The sequence below is a fragment of the Ruegeria sp. H3 genome (assembly GCF_056533095.1).
This window is the reverse complement of record NZ_JBQFOD010000019.1, coordinates 50,724-65,236: the sequence shown is the minus strand read 5'-3', so window position 1 is coordinate 65,236 and position 14,513 is coordinate 50,724. Positions and strand designations below refer to the sequence as shown.

Annotated in this window: 20 protein-coding genes; 15 read left to right on the top strand and 5 right to left on the bottom strand. The window is 58.3% G+C overall.

Annotated features, from left to right (window positions below; genetic code table 11):
- Positions 1-218, top strand: a 218-nt coding sequence (locus ACR0JE_RS17945; protein WP_480865137.1) for an EF-Tu C-terminal domain-related protein, incomplete at its 5' end; no start/stop codon positions are given.
- A 118-nt stretch (positions 219-336) separates the two neighbouring features.
- Here the strand turns inward: ACR0JE_RS17945 and ACR0JE_RS17940 are convergent.
- Positions 337-786 carry a hypothetical protein gene (locus tag ACR0JE_RS17940; protein ID WP_480541773.1) on the bottom strand — a complete coding sequence of 150 codons (450 nt, stop codon included), beginning with the start codon at positions 784-786 and terminating at the stop codon, positions 337-339.
- Between the two features lie 21 nt (positions 787-807).
- Positions 808-1,176: an antibiotic biosynthesis monooxygenase family protein gene (locus ACR0JE_RS17935; protein WP_480826587.1), complete on the bottom strand. Its 369-nt coding sequence runs from the start codon at positions 1,174-1,176 to the stop codon at positions 808-810.
- A gap of 57 nt (positions 1,177-1,233) precedes the next feature.
- On the opposite strand from ACR0JE_RS17935, the gene ACR0JE_RS17930 reads away from it, so the two are divergent.
- Positions 1,234-1,686 carry a MarR family winged helix-turn-helix transcriptional regulator gene (locus tag ACR0JE_RS17930; protein WP_480541777.1) on the top strand — a complete coding sequence of 151 codons (453 nt, stop codon included), beginning with the start codon at positions 1,234-1,236 and terminating at the stop codon, positions 1,684-1,686.
- A 7-nt stretch (positions 1,687-1,693) separates the two neighbouring features.
- Here the strand turns inward: ACR0JE_RS17930 and rpe are convergent, their stop codons facing one another.
- A complete protein-coding gene (gene rpe, locus ACR0JE_RS17925) occupies positions 1,694-2,380 on the bottom strand; it encodes a ribulose-phosphate 3-epimerase (protein ID WP_480865136.1) in 687 nt (228 codons plus the stop codon).
- A 163-nt stretch (positions 2,381-2,543) separates the two neighbouring features.
- Between rpe and phnC the strand changes: the two genes are divergently transcribed.
- The 5 genes from phnC to ACR0JE_RS17900 all read left to right on the top strand — a co-directional run bounded on the left by phnC (position 2,544) and on the right by ACR0JE_RS17900 (position 7,277).
- Positions 2,544-3,365, top strand: coding sequence for a phosphonate ABC transporter ATP-binding protein (phnC, locus tag ACR0JE_RS17920; protein WP_480865135.1), 822 nt, complete (start codon positions 2,544-2,546; stop codon positions 3,363-3,365).
- Between the two features lie 63 nt (positions 3,366-3,428).
- Positions 3,429-4,331, top strand: coding sequence for a phosphonate ABC transporter substrate-binding protein (phnD, locus tag ACR0JE_RS17915; RefSeq protein WP_480865134.1), 903 nt, complete (start codon positions 3,429-3,431; stop codon positions 4,329-4,331).
- 65 nt (positions 4,332-4,396) lie between these two features.
- Positions 4,397-5,278, top strand: coding sequence for a phosphonate ABC transporter, permease protein PhnE (gene phnE / locus ACR0JE_RS17910; RefSeq protein WP_480865133.1), 882 nt, complete (start codon positions 4,397-4,399; stop codon positions 5,276-5,278).
- Positions 5,275-6,642 (top strand): phosphonate ABC transporter, permease protein PhnE, encoded by a 1,368-nt coding sequence (phnE, locus tag ACR0JE_RS17905; RefSeq protein ID WP_480865132.1) that lies wholly within the window; start codon positions 5,275-5,277, stop codon positions 6,640-6,642. Before phnE (ACR0JE_RS17910) ends, phnE (ACR0JE_RS17905) begins: the two co-directional genes overlap by 4 nt.
- Before the next feature lie 20 nt (positions 6,643-6,662).
- Positions 6,663-7,277, top strand: a complete 615-nt coding sequence (locus tag ACR0JE_RS17900) for an LbetaH domain-containing protein (protein WP_480865131.1) — start codon at positions 6,663-6,665, stop codon at positions 7,275-7,277.
- A gap of 150 nt (positions 7,278-7,427) precedes the next feature.
- On the opposite strand, the gene phnF is transcribed toward ACR0JE_RS17900, so the two are convergent.
- Positions 7,428-8,138, bottom strand: a complete 711-nt coding sequence (gene phnF / locus ACR0JE_RS17895; protein ID WP_480865130.1) for a phosphonate metabolism transcriptional regulator PhnF — start codon at positions 8,136-8,138, stop codon at positions 7,428-7,430.
- A gap of 102 nt (positions 8,139-8,240) precedes the next feature.
- On the opposite strand from phnF, the gene phnG reads away from it, so the two are divergent.
- Genes phnG through phnN form a run of 8 tightly spaced genes read left to right on the top strand, consistent with a single transcriptional unit; the run spans position 8,241 to position 13,836 of the window.
- Positions 8,241-8,699 (top strand): phosphonate C-P lyase system protein PhnG, encoded by a 459-nt coding sequence (gene phnG / locus ACR0JE_RS17890; RefSeq protein ID WP_480865129.1) that lies wholly within the window; start codon positions 8,241-8,243, stop codon positions 8,697-8,699.
- Positions 8,699-9,274, top strand: coding sequence for a phosphonate C-P lyase system protein PhnH (gene phnH, locus ACR0JE_RS17885; protein WP_480865128.1), 576 nt, complete (start codon positions 8,699-8,701; stop codon positions 9,272-9,274). The genes phnG and phnH overlap by 1 nt, the downstream gene beginning before the upstream one ends.
- 3 nt (positions 9,275-9,277) lie before the next feature.
- Positions 9,278-10,369, top strand: a complete 1,092-nt coding sequence (locus ACR0JE_RS17880) for a carbon-phosphorus lyase complex subunit (protein ID WP_480865127.1) — start codon at positions 9,278-9,280, stop codon at positions 10,367-10,369.
- The gene (locus ACR0JE_RS17875; RefSeq protein WP_480541798.1) at positions 10,366-10,962 is read left to right on the top strand and encodes an HAD family hydrolase; all 597 of its coding nucleotides are present in this window, start codon (positions 10,366-10,368) and stop codon (positions 10,960-10,962) included. Before ACR0JE_RS17880 ends, ACR0JE_RS17875 begins: the two co-directional genes overlap by 4 nt.
- Complete coding sequence (locus ACR0JE_RS17870; RefSeq protein WP_480865126.1) at positions 10,959-11,798, top strand: alpha-D-ribose 1-methylphosphonate 5-phosphate C-P-lyase PhnJ; 840 nt, start codon at positions 10,959-10,961, stop codon at positions 11,796-11,798. The genes ACR0JE_RS17875 and ACR0JE_RS17870 overlap by 4 nt, the downstream gene beginning before the upstream one ends.
- Positions 11,799-11,814: 16 nt before the next feature.
- The gene (gene phnK, locus ACR0JE_RS17865) at positions 11,815-12,585 is read left to right on the top strand and encodes a phosphonate C-P lyase system protein PhnK (protein ID WP_480865125.1); all 771 of its coding nucleotides are present in this window, start codon (positions 11,815-11,817) and stop codon (positions 12,583-12,585) included.
- A 22-nt stretch (positions 12,586-12,607) separates the two neighbouring features.
- Positions 12,608-13,291: a phosphonate C-P lyase system protein PhnL gene (gene phnL / locus ACR0JE_RS17860; RefSeq protein ID WP_480865124.1), complete on the top strand. Its 684-nt coding sequence runs from the start codon at positions 12,608-12,610 to the stop codon at positions 13,289-13,291.
- On the top strand, positions 13,288-13,836 hold the full coding sequence (gene phnN / locus ACR0JE_RS17855) for a phosphonate metabolism protein/1,5-bisphosphokinase (PRPP-forming) PhnN (RefSeq protein WP_480865123.1): 549 nt from the start codon (positions 13,288-13,290) through the stop codon (positions 13,834-13,836). The genes phnL and phnN overlap by 4 nt, the downstream gene beginning before the upstream one ends.
- Here the strand turns inward: phnN and ACR0JE_RS17850 are convergent.
- Positions 13,818-14,501 carry a DUF1045 domain-containing protein gene (locus ACR0JE_RS17850; protein ID WP_480865122.1) on the bottom strand — a complete coding sequence of 228 codons (684 nt, stop codon included), beginning with the start codon at positions 14,499-14,501 and terminating at the stop codon, positions 13,818-13,820. The two genes, phnN and ACR0JE_RS17850, sit on opposite strands and share 19 nt — an antisense overlap.
- Positions 14,502-14,513: the final 12 nt, after the last annotated feature.

The following is a 14,513-nucleotide window of genomic DNA, read 5'->3' as shown; positions in this document are numbered from 1 at the left end:
TCTTCGCGAACTACCGTCCGCAGTTCTACTTCCGTACAACTGACGTGACCGGCACCGTGACCCTGGCGGAAGGCACCGAGATGGTCATGCCTGGCGACAACGTGTCGTTCGGCGTTGAGCTGATCGCACCGATCGCGATGGAGCAGGGCCTGCGCTTCGCGATCCGCGAAGGCGGCCGCACCGTCGGCGCCGGCGTTGTGTCGAAAATCACTGAGTAAGTCGGCTCTGCCGACTGGTGGGCGGCAGTTGCTCTGAAAGAGCAATGAGAGCCCACTCGGTTGAACAAAAGAAGGCCGTCCCACAGGGGGCGGCCTTTGTATATTCAGGAAGTGTGATCTACTTTTTCTGTAGTTTACGCCTTCGCGCGGTCATCGCCCGACCGTCGCGAATGCTCATCGCCATCAGTGTCAGATTGGCGGCTCCGGCAATCAACTCGATGACCTGCACAACGTAAAAGCCGGTGTCAAACGCTCCGGTTCCGGCTTTTGCGTTTAGGTAGATTGCGGCAGGCACAAGGATCAGAAGCCCGTTGGCTGCGATGATGGGCATTCTCTTCTTCTTTGCCACAGCCGGCGCATCTTTGCGACGACGTCCTATCGACATGCCGGTTGCCCCGACGATTATCATGGCAGGTACAAGCAGATACAGCCCCTTGACGACGCTCGCTTTCACAAAAGCAACGGTCGCGTATGAGGTGAAAAGTTCACTATACAGAGTCGATGTCCAGAAAGTCAGAATCGTCAGAAAACCAACGACTCCGGCGATCGGGTGGATTGTTTTGATCATGTGTCCCTCATCGTCCTTCACTTAAGCAACACAGTGATTGTCGACCGCCAGCTTACGCAAAAGGTGCGGACGCGTTACCGCGCTGTCAGGGTAATCGGCGATACGGCGCTGGAATTCAGGGTTGGTAAAGGCCTGACGAAAGCTCTGAACGTCTTGCCAAACGGCGTAATTCACAAAGGTTGAGCTATTGGCGATGCCCTTGTGTAGCTGTGTCGAGATGTATCCTGGTTGGGACTTCATGAACTCAGCGTCGTGCGACCATGCGGCCAACAGAGCGTCTTCGTCCTTCGCATCAACCGTGAAGAGGTTGATCAATACAACTGGGCCTTCGTCAGTTTCCATCTGATCGGCCAAGCTTGCAACATTGTCGAGTTCTAGAATGCGTGCCATTCTGGATCCTTTCTCAAGAATTAATATAGCAAGCTATATAATATTGCATAGCATGCTATGCAAGCGTATTTGCTTGATATGGAATTCAGAAAAGAAGACTCAGCCGGATATCTGATCAATCACATGGCGCGTTTGTTCGCCAGAGAACTGCAACAGCGTATCTCACCAATGGGTATCGTTGTCGGCCAGTTCCCGATCCTGTTGGAGCTGTGGCAGAAAGATGGGGTGTCGCAAAAGGACCTGCTCAGCAGGATCGATGTCGAGCAGGCGACCCTTGCAAATACTCTCAACCGGATGGAGCGGGACGGGCTGGTCAAGAGAACCAAAAGCCCAACTGATGCCCGGGCGCAATTGATTTGGTTGACTGAAAAGGCCGCTAGACTTCGTCAGAATGCATATGACGCCGCCCACAGCGTCAACGCTCAGGCGCTTGAGGGGCTTGATGCTTCTGAACAGCGTCAGCTCCTAGACCTCATGCGTCGGATCATTTCAGGCATGCGTCAGGACTAGGTAGGTGCTAAAGCCCACCCTCTGCCGCCGCACGTACTGCCCGGATATTCTCGCCATAGACCTCAGGCTGATCCACCGCCCCGCCCTTGAACACCGCTGACCCGGCGACCAGTACGTCGGCACCGGCCGCAGTGACCAGCGGAGCAGTCCGGGGATCAACGCCACCGTCGATTTCAATATGAATCGGGCGGTCGCCGATCATCTGGCGCAGCTTGCGGATCTTTGTGGTCATGTCGATGAACTTCTGGCCGCCAAAGCCTGGGTTCACGGTCATGACGCAGACGAGATCAGTCAGGTCCAGCAGATGCTCAACCGCTTCCGCCGGGGTGCCGGGGTTCAAGGCGACGCCGGCTTTCATGCCAGCGGCACGGATCGCCTGCAGGGTTCGGTGCGTGTGCGGGCCAGCCTCGACATGGGCGGTCAGGATGTCAGCGCCTGCATCGGCATAGGCCTGAATATAGGGGTCGACCGGTGTGATCATCAGGTGCACGTCCATCACCGTTTTCACATGGGGTCGGAAGGCTTTTACCGCCGGGGGACCGAAAGTCAGGTTCGGAACAAAATGTCCGTCCATCACGTCGACATGAACCCAATCGGCGCCCTGAGCCTCGATCGCCTGAATCTCGGCACCGAAATTGGCGAAATCGGCAGACAGAATGGAAGGCGCGATCTTGATGGTGCGGTCAAAGCTCATGGCGGTCTCGTATCAACTGAAGAGTCGGGGTCGCGTATACCCGTGGCCGTCATAGAAGGATAGCCCCGTCGCCGTCCGCGCCGTTACAAAACTTTCACCAGACTGACACATATCCGTTTTGTGCTGTCTGTAGCTGACCGCCAATATGAATTGGGGGTGGCACGTGCTGCGGATCGAGAAACTGACCAAGCGCTTCGGCGAGAATACCGCCGTTGATGCGGCAACGCTGGATGTAGATAAGCCGTGCATGATTGGCATCATCGGGCGCTCGGGCGCGGGCAAATCGACCCTGTTGCGGATGATCAACCGTCTGACGGATTCGACCGAAGGCGAGATTTTGTTCGAAGGCCGCGATGTCACGAAACTGAACGGCCGTGAGAAACGCGCCTGGCAGGCCGATTGCGCGATGATCTTTCAGCAGTTCAATCTAGTGCCGCGCATGGATGTGGTCTCGAACGTGCTGCATGGAACGCTGAACCGCCATTCGACGTTAGCCACCATGTTCAACCTATACCCAATGGCCGAGATCCATCGCGCCATCGATATTCTGGATCGTCTAGGGATCGCCGAGCACGCGCCAAAGCGGGCCGAAGCGCTTTCGGGCGGACAGCAGCAGCGCGTCGCCATTGCGCGGGCCTTGATGCAGGACCCCAAGATGATTCTGGCGGATGAGCCGATTGCCTCGCTTGACCCGATGAACGCGCAGGTCGTGATGCAGGCGCTGCGCCGCATCCACGAAGAAGATGGCCGCACGGTCATTGCCAACCTGCACACGCTGGACACTGCGCGCCGCTATTGCGACCGCGTGGTCGGTATGCGCGACGGGCGCATCGTCTTTGATGGCCTGCCCGAGCAACTGACAACCGGCGTCGCCCGCGAGATCTACGGGGCCGATGCCAGCTTCTCGGAAGAGGCAACCTCGACCGAGATCGAGACTCTGGATGCCACCCAGAAGGCGCTGATGGAAGCAGAAGCCACCATCTGAGCCACCCACCCCCTTTCATCGACCGGCTGATGAAAGGCCGGCACATCAACTGGAGAGAGACAGATGAAAAAACTGATTGCTGCCCTTGCTGCGACCACTGCCCTGGCCACACCGGTCCTGGCTGATGAAATCAGCGAGTTCCGCATCGGCATTTTGGGCGGCGAAAACGCCCAGGACCGCCTGAACAACAACGAATGTCTGCGTGAATACACCGAAGAAGCTCTGGGTGTTGAAACCAAGCTGTTCGCCCCCGCCGACTATGACGGCGTGATCCAGGGCCTGCTGGGCGGCACCATCGACATGGCCTGGCTGGGTGCGTCGGGTTACGCAAAAACCTATCTGAGCGACCCCGAAGCAGTTGAGCCGGTTCTGGTCAAAGTGAACCTGGACGGTGGTTACGGCTACTACTCGATCGGTTTTGCCCGCAAAGACAGCGGCATCAACTCGCTGGAAGACATGAAGGGTAAGACTTTTGGCTTCGGTGATCCGAACTCGACCTCGGGCTACCTGATCCCGTCGATCGAAATCCCTGCCGCGACCGGTTCGACCATGGAATCGGGCGACTATTTTGGTGAAGTGAAATTCACGGGTGGCCACGAGCAGACCATCGTAGCGGTCAACAACGGTGACGTTGACGGCGGTGTAACCTGGGCCGACGGTCTGGGCGACTGGGAAGACGGTTTCAACTCGGGCGCCCTGCGCCGTGCAGTTGATGCAGGTCTGGTCGACATGAACGACATGGTCATGATTTGGCAGTCCAAGCCGATTCCGGAAGGCCCGGTTGTTCTGCGCACCGCACTGCCTGCGGATGTCAAAGAGAAGATGACTGCCCTGATGGCGGGACTGGCTGAAAAAGACCGCGAATGCTTCTACGGCGTTGCGGCGGGCGAAGCCAAGGCGTTCGAGCCGATCTCGCATGAAGCCTACGAAGTCATCATCGAAGCACGCAAGCTGAAGTCCAACTAAGCCTGCATCTTCCAAGTTCGGGGTCCGGTTTCCGCCGGGCCCCGTTTTCCACTCAGGAGCATTCCATGACAGACCTGACTGCAGGGTCCCAGACCGTCGACCAGATTCGGGCCGACTATTCCGATATGACACGGCGCAAGCGGGTCTATGGTGGTATTCTTCTGATCCTTTTTGTCGCGCTGATGGCCGCGGGTTTCCGCACCGCAGACAGCCGCAACGCAGGCAGCTTTATCGATGGCTGGCGCCGTATCTTCGACTATCCCACCGAGGTTCTGTCCGAGGCGTGGGAAAAGATCGGGTCGATGCCCGAGAATCTGGTCGAGTTCTTCCCCGCTCTGATCGAGACGATCAACATTGCCGCAGCCTCCACTCTGATCGGGACCATCGCAGGGACGTTTCTGGCCTTGATGTCGACGCGTGGCATGGCGCTTTGGCCCGCACTTATCCCGCTGTTTCGCCGCATTGCCGATATCTGTCGCGCGATCCCCGAGATTGTCATCGCTTTGGTGCTGATCTTTGTTCTGGGCGGCGGCCCGGTTCCAGCGATGATCGCGATTGCGATCCATACGGCCGGGGCACTGGGCAAATTGTTCTCGGAAGTGAACGAAAACGCCTCACTAAAGCCAGTTGAAGGGCTGCACTCAGCCGGAGCCAATTGGTCACAGCGCATGTATTTGGGTGTCATCCCGCAGGTCGGCCCGAACTACGTCAGCTATGCGCTGCTGCGGTTCGAGATCAACATCCGCGCGTCGGCCATTCTGGGTTTCGTCGGGGCGGGCGGTTTGGGTTATGAGCTGAGGAACTCGATGTCCTGGGGGCAGGGGCGCTATGATGAAGCGGCGGCCATCTTCCTTCTTCTCTTTGTCACTATCGTCGTTGTGGACCAGATCTCAGGTGTGCTGCGCGATCGCCTGACCCACGGGTCGGAAAAAGGAGCCTCTGTATGAGCACCTTCGCAACCGATCTGTCGATTGATGAACTGAAGGCCGAGGCGGACCGCCTGTTCAGTCGCAAGCGCCTGATGAATTTCGGCCTGCCCGTACTGGTTCTGGTCTATCTGACCTATGTGTTCTTCGCCTTTGACGTGCCGGGTCTGGCGGCCCGCGCCAATCTGGAGAACGGCAAAACGCTGGTTGCAGACAGTTACAGCTACAAAACCCATATCGAGCGGGACAATCGCACCGGTGAGGTCTCAGCCGCCATCGAGGGCGAACGCAAGGGCGCCTATCCCGAAGGTGAAGCCCCAGATTGGGTAGTGCTGGGCGAAACAACCGTGATCGATCTGGAAGACGGGCATGTTGTCCGGTTCGGTCCGGAAACGATTGAATATGACATTCCCGGCTATGGCACCGTGCGCGCCACCCCGACGCGCACCGCCGGGGTGCAGGCTGAATTGCCTGCAGGAGATGTGCCCGAGTGGATCAATGTTTCGAAAAACCGGATGGCCATCACCACGGATGCGGGCCGCCTGACGGTGACCCGAAACCGCGCCGAAGTATTCCGGTACTTCAACGGTTGGGAGCTGTTCTGGTTCACGCTGGACAGCCCGTATTATGGTCAGTCTTTCTCCGAGCTCGCCGGACGTGCTGCTTCGGGTGAGGCGGGGGCCATCTTCAACGATTTCTGGACCAATAAGATGTGGCGGCACCAGGACGTGGCTTGGGCGATTTTTGAAACCATCCTGATGGCGTTTCTGGGCACGTTCGGTGCGGCCATCGTGGCGTTGCCGCTGGCGTTCCTGGCCACGCGTAACTTCAACCCGCTGAAATCCGTCCGGTTTTTCACCCGCCGTATCTTTGACTTCGTACGGGGTGTGGATGCGTTGATCTGGACCGTTGTGCTGGCCCGCGCCTTTGGTCCCGGCCCGTTAACCGGGGCTTTGGCTATGCTGGTGACGGATACAGGCACCTTCGGCAAGATCTTCTCAGAAGCGTTGGAGAATGTGGACCAGAAACAAATCGAAGGCGTGCAATCGACCGGGGCCAACGCCACGCAGCGTTATCGTTTTGGAGTTATCCCTCAGATCACGCCTGTTTTGCTAAGCCAGCTTTTATATTTCCTCGAATCCAACACCCGCAGCGCCACCGTAATCGGTGCTATTACCGGTGGGGGTATCGGCCTGTTGCTGACCCAAGCGATCATCACGCAAAAGGACTGGGAAGAGGTCGCCTACTACATCGTCCTGATTATTCTGATGGTGATGCTGATGGATTGGTTCTCGGGCTGGCTACGCCGTCGATTGATCCAGGGAGAGACCGGGAAGACGCGAAAGCCGCGTGATTCTAAACGTAAACCCTTCCTTTTGCCCTGACAGGATAATTGGACCAGACCATGCCAAGACTGCGTGCAGATCAGCCGTTCATTCACCCTGATTGTCAGATCACCAACTGTCAGTTTGGTGAATATGTCGAGATCGGCGCGGGTAGCCGTGTCGCAAATTCGGTCTGGGGTGACTACTCGTATTGTGACCGAACTTGCGACATCGCCAATGCCGAGATCGGCAAATTTGCCAATATCGCCAGTTTCACGCGCATCGGGGCAACAGATCACCCCATGGAGAAAGCGTCGCTGCATCATTTTCTATATCGATCGGCGAGCTATTGGGACGACGAAGAAGATGATGCCGACTGGTTCGCCCATCGGGCCAGCCGTACTGCTCGGATTGGCCATGACACATGGATTGGCCATGGTGCCATGATCAAACCCGAGTTGACAATTGGCCACGGAGCGGTTGTGGCTGCGGGGGCCGTGGTCACAAAAGATGTTGCACCCTTTTCCATCGTCGGAGGCGTCACAGCGACTGAGATACGCCGCCGCTTTTCCGTCAACGTAGCCGAACGGATGATGGCCTTGGCCTGGTGGGATTGGGACAATGCTCGCCTTCGCATGGCGTTGCCGGATTTTCGCGCGCTAAATGCTGAGGCGTTTTTGGAAAAATACGAATAGCAAAGGTGAAGGCTCCCGCGCCCGCAGGAGCATCGGCTCCGCCGATCCCCCTTGGCGGCCTTGGGCGTAGCGCCGCGCTATGCGCGGCGCTACGCCCAACGGGATGAGATCTCCGTCAGGAGATCGAAGACAGGCGGGAGCCCCGCCGGTTCAATCCTCATTCAGGGTCAAGGTCACGCGCTCACCGGCAAAAACGGTCCGGCCATATTCCACTGGATTGCCATCGGGGTCTGCGTTGATCCCGGTAGAAAACAGCACCGGGGCCCCTTCGCTGAGATGCAGATGCAGAGCTTGAGTTGCCGTTGCCGCCCGCGCGGTCAGCCTAGTCGATATTCGGGTGTAATCGGATACACCACAGGTCTGCAGCGCCTTTGTGACGGATTGCGTGTCTTCCAGAGCTTTCAAGAGATCGGGAAATCGCAGGGCCGGGAAAACACTTTGAAACAGTCCAATCGGCTGCCCATCCGCCAAGGATAATCCATCATAGACGTGCACGGGGTCGCCACTGTTTAGCTGAAGTGCATCAGCTTCGGCCTCATCTGCGGTGCGGGTTGTCAGCGAGAGAATCTGTTTGCCGGGTATCTTGCCGCTGGCCGATATGTTCTTGTGGTACCGAACACGCTTGCCGATGGGATAATCGGTTGGGCGGGCTGCCACGAACACACCTGCGCCGCGGCGCGCGTGAACCAGGCCCTGTTCTGCCATATCTGACAATGCCCGCCGCACCGTATGACGGTTGACGCCATGTTTTGCGGCCAGCTGCGCCTCGGTCGGTATGCGATCCCCGGTTTGGTACCGCCCTTCAGCTATGTCAGAGGTCAGGCTGAGCGAGATGCTTTTCCAGATCGGTGTTTTGCTCATGTCATCAAATATTCACAGAGTTTCGATTGCAGTGCAGATCCCTGCAGGGTAGTATTTGTCTAGTTGTATAGTATATGTAGACAACCCCGCCAAGAGGCTTTGATGACATATCAGACAGAAATTGAGACTGCCGCACGGCGAGAATGGATGGGCCTTCTGGCGCGCGCACCAGAAGAGGCGATGCTTGCGCTGTGGAATGGGCTTTCCGACCGTCCACATTTTGACTGGCTGCGCCGTCCTGAAGTCGGCGGCGTCATGGTTCGTGGTCGCGCGGGCAGCACTGGCGCACCGTTCAATCTGGGTGAAATGACTGTTACCCGCTGTTCCGTTGTTCTGGACGATGGCACCGTTGGGCACGGCTATGTGCAGGGGCGATCAAAGCCTAAGGCCGAAGCTGCGGCGCTGATTGACGCGATGATGCAGACCCCTGCGGCGGGGACCTTGAGGTCAGAGCTTTTGGAACCGCTTAAACAGCAGATGCAAGCGTCGAAAACGGCCCGCGCGGCAAAGGCGGCGGCGACGAAGGTCGAATTTTTCACGATGGTGCGGGGGGAAGACTGATGGTGGAACAAGCACAGTTTTCGGGCGGTTTTGATAACGCCCCAATCCAGGCGGCACATGCCTTCCGCGCAGCTATGACAGTCGTCGCCCGACCCGGTGAGATTCGCAGCCTGACCGGCGCTGTTCCTCCGGCGCCCTTGTCGGTTGCGGCGGCGACCCTGCTGCTGACGCTTTGCGACCCAGAAACCAATCTGTACCTGGCCGGGGCAGTCGACACCGACGCCGTGCGCAAGTGGCTGACCTTTCACACTGGGGCGCCTTTGGTTGCCGCGTCTGAGGCGGATTTTGCCGTTGGAACCTGGCAGGATTTGGGGCCCCTCAATGCGTATCGTATTGGAACGCCGGAATACCCCGACCGCTCGACCACGTTGATCGTGGAGTGCGATGACCTGCAGGCGTCAGGTGCGGTTCTGTCTGGGCCAGGCATCAAGGATGTCACCCAACTGTCACTACCGGATGTGGCTGTTTTGCAAGCTAACGCGGCGCTCTACCCGTTGGGGTGTGATTTCTTTCTGACCTGCGGTGATCAGGTTGCGGCCCTGCCGCGCAGCACGCAGATCACGGTAGGAGGCTAAGCCATGTATGTAGCTGTCAAAGGTGGCGAAAAAGCGATTGAAAACGCCCATGCCTGGCTGGCCGAGGAACGGCGTGGATCAGCCGACGTGGCCGAACTGAGCCTTGCGCAAATCCGCGAGCAGTTGAGCCTTGCGGTAAACCGGGTCATGGCCGAGGGCTCTCTGTATGATCCCGATCTGGCCGCATTGGCGATCAAACAGGCGCGTGGCGATCTGATCGAAGCGATCTTCCTGATCCGCGCCTATCGCACGACCTTGCCGCGCTTTGGGTATTCGAACCCGGTTGATACGGGGCAGATGGACTGTGACCGACGGATCTCGGCCACATTCAAGGATGCGCCCGGCGGGCAGGTTCTGGGCCCGACTTTCGACTACACCCATCGCCTGCTTGATTTCAAACTGGCCGCTGACGGAGAGGTGCCCGCCGCGCCGGAAGGGGCGGCACGCACCGAACACACGCCGCATATCACTGAATTCCTCAAGGGTGAGGACATCATTCAGGACGAAATTGCCAGTGATGAAACACCCGGTGATCTGACGCGCGAACCACTGGAGTTCCCATCGAACCGACCTTTGCGCTTGCAATCGCTGACACGTGGGGATGAAGGGTTCGTACTGGGTATGGCTTACTCAACCCAGCGCGGCTATGCCCGGAACCACGCCTTTGTCGGCGAGCTGCGGATTGGCAAGGTCGCGGTTGAGATGGATATCCCCGAATTGGGTTTTGCCATCGACATTGGCGAGGTTGAGCTGACCGAATGTGAAACAGTGAACCAGTTCAAAGGCTCGAAAACCGAACCGCCGCAATTCACGCGCGGCTATGGTTTGGTGTTCGGGCAATCGGAACGGAAATCCATCTCGATGGCCTTGGTTGATCGCGCGCTGCGCTGGAAAGAACTGGGCGAGGATTTTGTTGGTGCTGCGGCGCAAGACGAAGAGTTTGTTCTGAGCCATTCGGACAACACTCAGGCGACCGGGTTCTTGGAACATATCAAGCTGCCGCATTACGTGGATTTCCAGTCCGAACTGGAATTGGTCCGCAAACTGCGCCGCGAGGCCGAAGAGCGGATTGCGCCCAGGGAGGCCGCGGAATGAAGGCGGTCGTTTTTGATATTGGCGGTGTGCTGATTGATTGGCAGCCGCAATTGGCTTGGGCCGAAGCGCTGGGTTCAGAAGAGGCTGCTCATGCGTTTATCGAAAGAACGGGTTTTCGGGAAAAGAACGCGCGTGCGGACAATGGTGAGCAGTTTGCGGATCTGGCGCAAGAGTTAGAAGACCCGCAAGATCAAAACCTGTTTGTAGACTATGTTTCGCTTTACGCCCGGACGGTAGAAAACGCGATCCATGGAACGTGGGACGTGTTGGACCGATTGAAGGTTCAAGGAACACCAGTCCACGCCATCACCAATTGGTCTGCTGAAACCTGGCCCGAAGGTCTGAAGGTCCACCCACGTTTGGGTGAGGTCTTCGGCACTCTGGTCGTGTCTGGGCAAGAAGGTGTGATGAAGCCGGATGCCCGTATTTACCACATGCTATGTGATCGTGCGGGAGTCGCGCCAGAAGACTGCGTTTTCATTGATGACGGGTTGCACAATGTCGAAGGCGCAAAGGCAGTCGGCATGGACGGTATCCATTTTACCACGCCAAAAGCGCTGGACATCGCGCTAACCGAAAGAGGGTTCTTATGAGCGAGTATAATTTCGCCTATCTGGACGAACAGACCAAGCGGATGATCCGCCGCGCCATTCTCAAAGGGTTGGCAGTTCCAGGCTACCAAGTGCCATTCGCCAGCCGCGAGATGCCGATGCCCTATGGTTGGGGCACAGGCGGGGTGCAGGTCTCGGCCGCGACGCTGACGCCGGATGATACGTTCAAGGTGATCGATCAGGGCGCGGATGACACCACCAATGCGGTTTCGATCCGTAAGTTCTTTGAAAACACCGCAGGTGTGACAACCACGGAAGAAACGGACAAGGCGACTGTTATCCAGACCCGCCACCGCATCCCCGAGGCGAAGCTGACCGAAGATCAGATATTGGTCTATCAGGTGCCGATCCCGGAACCTCTGCGTTTTCTGGAACCGCGCGAGACTGAGACACGCAAGATGCACAGCCTAGAGGAATACGGGCTAATGCATGTGAAGCTGTATGAAGATATCAGCCAGCACGGCGCTATTTCGACCTCATACGCCTATCCGGTGAAAGTGTCGGAACGGTATGTGATGGATCCGTCCCCGATTCCGAAGTTCGACAACCCCAAGCTTGAGATGGACGCGATCCAGCTGTTTGGCGCGGGACGCGAGCAACGGATTTACGCGGTACCGCCGCATACCAAAGTCGTCAGCCTTGATTTCGAGGATTACCCGTTCGAGGCAACCAAGGCCGATCATTGTTGCGATCTGTGCGGGGCCGCGGACAGTTATTTGGATGAGGTCATTACGGATGACGCAGGTAATCGCATGTTTGTCTGCTCGGACACTGATTACTGCCGGTCGCGCCGCGAGGCGGGCCATGTGGTCCAATGACCAAGGAGAACGCGGCATGACCCCCTTGTTGCAAGTCAAAGATATTCAGAAACACTATGGCGCGCGGATCGGATGCGCGGATGTAAGCTTTGATCTCTATCCGGGCGAAGTGATGGGGATCGTGGGCGAAAGCGGCTCGGGCAAATCGACCCTTTTGAACTGCTTGGCCGGTCACCTGGAGCCGGATGCCGGTCAAGTGGTTTTTGATACTCGTGCAGATGGTCCGGTGGACACCGTGACTATGTCGGAACCCGAGCGCCGGATGCTCAGCCGCACCGATTGGGCCTTTGTTCATCAGCATGCACGCGACGGGTTGCGGATGTCGGTCAGTGCGGGTGGCAATATCGGCGAGCGCCTGATGGCGGTCGGCGATCGTCACTATGGCGACATCCGCGACAAGGCGATCGACTGGTTGGGTCGGGTCGAGATCAGCGAGGCACGCGTTGATGACCGGCCCACGGCGTTTTCGGGCGGGATGCAACAACGTTTGCAGATCGCGCGCAATCTGGTCACAGGCCCCCGGCTGGTGTTCATGGACGAACCCACCGGCGGGCTGGATGTGTCGGTTCAGGCACGCCTGTTGGACCTGTTGCGCGGGTTGGTGCGCGAAATGGGGCTGAGCGCCATCATCGTCACCCATGATCTGGCCGTTGTGCGTCTGCTGGCGGACCGGTTGATGGTCATGAAAGACGGCCATGTGGTCGAGGCCGGGTTGACCGATCAGGTGCTGGACGATCCGCAACATGCCTATACGCAGCTGCTGGTCTCCAGCGTTCTGCAGGTTTGAATAGTTGGGAAAAGATGAAGCTATGATTGAGCTGAATGACGTAAGCAAGAGCTTTACCCTGCACAATCAGGGCAGCGCGGTTATCCCGGTTATGGAAGGGGCCTCCTTAAAGGTCAGTGCGGGGGAATGCGTCGCGCTGACCGGGGCCTCGGGCGCGGGGAAATCCACGTTGATGCGGGTGATCTACGGGAATTATCTGGCGGCCTCGGGTAAGGTGCTGGTCGGCGGTCTGGATGTTGCACAGGCTGAGCCGCGCGAGATTCTTGCACTGCGGCGCGAGACGCTGGGCTATGTCAGTCAGTTTCTGCGGGTGGTCCCTCGGGTCCCGACGCTGGAGGTTGTGGCCGAGCCGTTGTTGGCGTTGGGGCATGACAGGCAGATCGCGTTGGACAAGGCTGCAGGCCTGCTCAAGCGGTTGAACATTCCTGAACGGCTTTGGGCGCTAAGCCCGACGACGTTTTCGGGTGGCGAGCAGCAGCGGGTCAACATCGCGCGGGGTTTCGCGCATGAGTACCCGGCGATGCTACTGGATGAACCAACGGCCAGTTTGGATGCGCAGAACCGCGAAACGGTTTTGTCACTGATCGAAGAGGCAAAAGCGCGCGGCGCGGCGATTGTGGGCATCTTCCACGATATCGAAGCCCGTCAGCGGGTGTGTGACCGCGAGATCGACGTATCGGGCTTCACCCCTGGGAAAGCCGCATGACGCTGGCTCCGGTCATTGCTGTTGTCGGTCCTTCAGGGGTTGGCAAAGACAGCGTGATGGAGGCTCTGGAGGCCCGCGCGCCGGGTATTCAGCGTTTGCGCCGTGTGATCACCCGGCCCGAAGGGGAAGAGGGCGAGGATTTTGACCGCGTTTCGGTCGATCTGTTCGAACAGATGATACTGGACGGGGCCTTTGCGCTGCATTGGTCGGCCCATGGGTTGCTATATGGCGTGCCGTCTCAGATTGCTGAGCAGCGCAAGACTTGCAGCGCTGTATTGGTGAACCTCTCTCGGTCCATACTGGTGCAGGCGCAGGAGGTCTTCGGGGATTTGGTTGTGGTCTCGCTGACTGCCAGCGCTGAAGTTCTGGCCCAGCGTCTTGCGGCGCGTGGGCGCGAAAGCAGCGTGGAACAAGCGCGCCGCCTTGGGCGAGCACGCGCCCCTTTGCCTGAGGGGCTGGAGCGAGTGTTCGAAATCGACAATTCGGGCTCGCTGGACGATACGGTCAGCGAAATCCTGAACCGACTTCAACTGGAAAGCGTGTAGCGATGGATCAGGTGAAATCGCCCGTCCTCGGCCTCGCCCATCAAAGCCAGATCGTCGATCTGGAAGGGGATTGGCAAAAGCGGAGCCAGATGCGTGTGAAGCGCAGTTTCGGTCGCGGCCAGAGTGGGTTTGTCCAACTTCCCGCTCAGCGTGATGTGAAACCGGAACGCATCCAGCACGTAAGGATAGCCCCATCTGATCAGATGGGCGTCCTGTTCCGGGGTCAGATTGGCGGCACGGCGACGCGCCAGTTCGGCCTCGGATGCGGGCGCGCGGAACCTATCAAGCTCTGTCACGCAGGCGGCGGCCAGCGCATTCAGCGCTGCCGTATCGCCAACCGGACGCAAGGCCAGAAATCGACCAAGACGCGCAATTTCAAGCCCACCCAGAGTCACCGGCGCGTGATTGGCCGCCAGCGTTTCGCAGGCCTGTTGCAAAGCCTCAAAGCTTTGGCCATTGCGCAGGCGAAACGGGGGTTTCATAGTCGCGTGCAGCCCGTATTTGCGGGGCACCTCGGTCACGGCAGCAACATCAACACCATCGACCGGTGGGTGTGCGACCTGCGTTCCGCTTTCCATATCCCAACCCAGCCAGCGGGTTGCAAAAACCGTCCAATCCGCCTTGGCGGGTGGTGCAAAATAGATCGCGTATCGCGTGAATGTCACATTGGCCTCCTA